Here is a 4,929-nt window from a genome sequence, read left to right as displayed (position 1 = left end):
CAGCTACGGCGGTGGCGGCGGCGGCGGTAGCCGCGGCGGCTACTGATCAGCCCCGGCGATCAAGCCAGCTCGATAGAACGGAAAGCGGTGAGTGCGAAAGCGCTCACCGCTTTTTTCATGGCCCGGCGCGTCAGAGCTCCAGCGCGAAGGCGGCCTTCACGAAGACCTCGGTGTCCTTCGGCGCGGTCACGCCCGGGCGTTGGCGGCTCAGGCCGACGCTGAAGACCCGGCCCAGCCCGATGCGGTGCTGGGCCACCAGCGACCCCACGGTGTCGCGCTCGCGCGCGGCCGCCAGCCCGGCGGCATCGTCGGCGACACGGTCGATGCGATGGCGCTGCCAGACCGCCCGCACCGAATCGCGTGCATCGAGGTGCAGCACGGCCAGCCACTGCAGCGCGGTGTCGGTCAGCGCGCGGCGGCCGTCGGGCCCGCGCACGAAGCCCTGCTCGGCGCGCTGCTCCGATTCGACCCCCCACCCGTTGGGCAGGCTGCCGCGCAGCTTGGCTTCGAGCAGCCAGACCGCACCGCGGCCGACGCGATCGGCCTCGACATCGATGCGCTGCCCCCATTCCAGTTCGGCCGTGAAGCGGGTGAACCACGGCGCCGGGTTCACGCCGTAGGTCAGCGCCAGCGCGTCCGTGCGGTGCGCCTGCCCGCCGGCCGACACCGGTTTCACGCGCTCGGCGTGGGCGCGCCACTCGATCGACGCCTCGGTGTTGTACGCCGCCGACCACCACAGCCCGGGGTGGATGCGCCGGGACACCAGCTCGCCGTCGGCAATGCCCTCGCGCGGGTCGGCGAGCGCCGTGCGCTGCTGCGCCCACAGGTAGGCCTCGAACTCGTAGAAATCGATGCCCGGCAGCGCGAGCTCGCCGAAGCGCCGGATCGCCTCGGCCTGCAGCGAGCGCACGCCGGCCTGCTCGACGAAGCCGTTGTCGTTGCGAAAGCGCGGGCTGATCTCGGCGGCTTCGGCCGTGAGGTTCCAGCCCGGCACGCGGCGCGCCCATGAAGCCCACAGGTAGCGGCCGTCTTCGCGCGCACCGCCCGATGGCGCACCGTCGGCGTCGAACAGCGCGGTCGTCTGCGACCCGAGCGCGCGCAGGCGCAGCTGTTCCTCCGGGGTGCGGCGCCACGCCAGGTCGACACCGGCGACGCGGTTCTCGCGCGCGGCCTCGTAGCGGCGCACCGAGACCAGCCCGCCCGCGCTCAGCGCCTCGCCGTGCACCCGCCCGCGCAGCAGCGTGGCCTGCGAACGCTGGTCCTGCAGCGCGACGCCGGTGCCGTAGGCGCCCGGCCGCAGCACCAGGCCGCCGCCGTCGTCGTTCAGGCTGAGCCCGGTCGCGTCGGCCTCGGCACCGCGCCAGGTGGCGCGCAGCCCCCAGCGCGGATCGGTCACCGAGCGCGAGTAGAACGAGCCGAGCGGCAGGTCCAGCACATCGGTGCTTTCGAGGAAGAACGGCCGCTTCTCCTCGACGCTCAACGCGAAGCGGGTGTTGCCGGCCAGCTGCGGCACGTCCAGCTCGACCTGCGAGAAATCGGGGTTCAGCGTCGCATCGAACACCCAGTCGGCGCGCGGGCGCCACTTGATCTCGGCGCCGACGGAAGTGCGGTCGGCCGGCTCGCTGCCGCGCGTCGAACGCATCGTCAGCTCGGGGCGCACCGTCAGGAACGAGCGCTCGCGCACCCGCTCGGTCACGTCCTCCAGCCCATCGACCGGCTGCAGTTCGGCGATGAAGTTCAGCGCGTCCTTGGTCAGCGGCGCACTGAGCAGCAGCATGCTGGCCTCGCGCGGCACGCTGCGGGCCACCATCATCCGCCACGGCGCGCCGCCCTCGTACGGGTAGCGCAGCCCGAGCAACGGCATGCGGATCTCGACGCTGTAGCCGTCGACTTCACGGTGCACCGCGGCATCCACCTCGAAATCGGGTGCGAAATCCTCGGTGTCGGTCTCGGCGATGTACATGCCGTCGGCCACCACACCGGCCGCGTTGACGCGCACGAACTGCGCCGAGCGGCGCGTGCCGGCCGGGTCGAGCATCACCGCGACGAAATCCTGGTCGCGCCGCACCTGGTCGCGGCGCAGCAGCGGGGCGCGGATCAGCTCGGGCTGCGGGTCCCAGGCCCGGATGCCGAACGTGATCGCGTGCTCGTCGACCAGCACCTGCACCGTGGTGCGCAGCGGCGCCGGCAGCCGGTCGACCGGCAGAAATTGCACGAAGGCGTCGTGCACCGGGGCATGGCGCCAGCCGGCGTCGTCGAGGCGGCCGTCGATGACCAGCGGCGGGTCGTCGGCGAGCAGCCTGGACGCGCGCGGGTGCGGCATCGGCGCGGCGGCGTCCTGGGCCGGGGCTTCGGCAGTGAAGGCCTGCAGCGCGAAGGCACAGGCCGCAGGCGCCCACCGGCGCCAGCACGAGAGGTTCATCGGGAGGATCGCAACGGAGGGGAGGCGCGCAGTATAGGAGTGCCACTGCGGCGCGCCCTCCGCAACAGTCCGCGCTCAGCGGGCGCGCCGGCGGCGGCGCCACGCGGCGCGCACGCCCCAGCCCGCCAGCACCAGCGCGATCCCCCACGGCAGCAGGCCGACCACCGCGGTGATCAGCACCCCGATGCTCGACGCGATGACATGGCCGGCGCCGCGCAGCGCATCGGTGACCGGCCGCCACATGCCGGTCTCGATGACCGAGGGCTGGGCCCGGAAGCTGATCGACACGTGCACCTTCTCGGTCTCGTTGGCCAGCACCTTGCGCTGCGACGCCAGGCTGTCGAGTTCGCTCTGCACCTGCACCAGCTCGCGCTCGACCTCGATCAGGTCCTTCAGCTTCGCACCGGGCGTCGCCATCAGCACGCGCAGGTGGTCGCGGAACGCGGTCTGGTTCTTCAGGCGCGCCTCGGTGTCGAGCACGGTGTCGGTCTTGTCCTCGGCGGTGCGCGCGTTCAGGCCGGTGCGGCCCAGGCGGCTGATCCGCGCGAGGAAGGCCTCGAGCTGCTGCGGCGGCACGCGCGCCTCGAGCGTCGCGGTGGCGGGGCGGCGCTCGTCGTTGCGCTCGAGCGCGGCGTTCAGCACCTCGCAGCCGGCGGCGGCGCAGGCGTCGGTGGCATCGCGCCACGCGACCTCGACGCCGTCGGCCGCGGTGAAGATCTGCAGCGTGTGGCGCACGGCCACGTAGCGGCGGGCTTCAGAGGCGGTATCGGCGGCGGCCCGCTCGGCCTGCGCCTGCTCGGGAGCGCGGCTCCGCTTGGCGAACGCGGCCGCGGGCGCCGCCGCCGGCGGGACCCCCGCCAGCACGGCACTCTCGGACTCCATCGGCGCCCCGCGCCCGCAGGCGGCCAGGGTGCTCACGACGAGGGACAGGGTCAACACAGGCACAAAGCGGCGCATCGGGCGTCTCACATGAAAGTTCAGGTGAAGACTGATACGCACGACCCCGCCGAACGGGGTGAACCCGCCGCGACGATGCCCGCCGCCGTCACTCGCCCTGGCGCTTCTTGCGCGGACGCCCGGCCAGCGCCAGGTCGTAGACCCAGTTCGGCAGCGCGCGCAGCAGCTTCGCGACGACGCCCATCTGCCACGGGATCACCCGGTAGGTGACGCCGGCCTCGATCGCGCGGAAGGCCCGGTCGGCGAACACCTCGGGCTGCATCAGGAACGGCATGCCGTAGCGGTTCTCGCGTGTCAGCGGCGTGTCGATGTAGCCCGGGCCCAGCGTGACGACCTTGACGCCGTCGGGCCGCAGTTCGCCGCGCAGGCTCTCGCAGTAGGCGATCACCGCCGCCTTGCTCGAGCAGTACGCGCCGTGGCCCGGCAGCCCGCGGATGCCGGCCACGCTCGCGATGCCGACCAGCGCACCGCTGCGCCGCGCCCGCATCGCGGTGATGAACGGCTGGAAGGTGGCCGCCATCCCGAGGTTGTTGGTTTCGTAGGTCGCGCGCATCACCGCCAGGTCGTCGAACACCGCGGTGTCGATGCCGACGCTGATGCCGGCGTTCGCGATCACCACGTCGGGCAGGCCCTGGGCGGCGATGCAGGCCCGCCCGGCCGCGGTGATCGCGTCGATGTCCCGCACGTCGGCGGCGTACACCGCGAAACGCGACGCGTCGAGGCGTTGCGCGTCGGCCCACTTGCGGACCTCGTCGGTGCGCCGCGCGACCAGCGCCAGCCGGTAGCCGGCCTGGTGGAAGCGCCATGCAAGCGCCTGGCCGATGCCGCTGGAGGCGCCGGTGATGAAGACGAGGCGATCGCCGCTCATTTGGATTCCCGGGGGCTGAAGACGGCCCGCATGCGTCCGCCGAACTTGATCACCCGGTCGAGGTGGCTGTATTCCATGCTGTCGGCGCGCAGCTCGGTGCCGCCCTGCGTCATGGTGACCGGCAGGTGCGACTTGATGCGCTCGGTGTCGATGAAGGCCTGCAGGAACTCGCTGCGGAAGCTGATCGGCGGGCCGCCGTCGATGCCGTCGCGGATGATCTCGGCCTGGCCGACCAGCTGCACCTCGGTGGCGTCGCCGTTCGCGATGGCCTGGCGCGCGGTGGCGTGCAGCACGCGGCCGTCGGTGCCGACGGCACGCAGCCGCACGTTGTCGATCTCGACGGTGTCGGTGTCGGGGTAGTGGCGCAGCACGTCGCCCTCGATCTGCGCGCGCAGCTGGCCCTGCGGCGTGAAGCGCTGCAGCGCGAAGTGGCGCATCTCGTAGTCGGGCACGTGGCGCAGCGGCGCGGCGATGCGCGGGTCGTCGGACAGCGGCGTGTTCTTGACGAGCCACCAGGTGCCCATCGCGAGCACGCCCATCAGCACCAGCGGCAGGTAGGACGACAGCAGCTCGACCAGCCGCCAGCGCAGCGGCTGCGGCGTGCGCCGGCCGCCCGGGCGTGCCATGGCCGGTGCCAGCGTGCCGGGCCGGCTGGCCTGGGCGGCAGCGTCAGCTTCCGCCA

At 72.9% G+C, this 4,929-nt stretch carries 4 protein-coding genes; all 4 read right to left on the bottom strand.

Going from position 1 to position 4,929, the window contains the following annotated elements; genetic code table 11:
- Window positions 1-130 precede the first annotated feature (130 nt).
- Window positions 131-2,422 carry a carbohydrate binding family 9 domain-containing protein gene (locus AC1D01_RS20705; protein ID WP_477869597.1) on the bottom strand — a complete coding sequence of 764 codons (2,292 nt, stop codon included), beginning with the start codon at window positions 2,420-2,422 and terminating at the stop codon, window positions 131-133.
- 75 nt (window positions 2,423-2,497) lie between these two features.
- Window positions 2,498-3,340, bottom strand: a complete 843-nt coding sequence (locus AC1D01_RS20700; RefSeq protein WP_477869595.1) for a DUF4349 domain-containing protein — start codon at window positions 3,338-3,340, stop codon at window positions 2,498-2,500.
- 127 nt (window positions 3,341-3,467) lie between these two features.
- Window positions 3,468-4,247, bottom strand: coding sequence for an SDR family oxidoreductase (locus tag AC1D01_RS20695; RefSeq protein ID WP_477869593.1), 780 nt, complete (start codon window positions 4,245-4,247; stop codon window positions 3,468-3,470).
- On the bottom strand, window positions 4,244-4,929 hold a 686-nt coding region (gene lptC, locus AC1D01_RS20690; RefSeq protein ID WP_477869591.1), incomplete at its 5' end, for an LPS export ABC transporter periplasmic protein LptC. The genes AC1D01_RS20695 and lptC, both read right to left, overlap by 4 nt.

The sequence above is a fragment of the Rhizobacter sp. P3_B12 genome (genome assembly GCF_056402895.1).
Note: the sequence above shows the minus strand (reverse complement) of the source record. Positions and strands in the feature narration are given on the sequence as shown.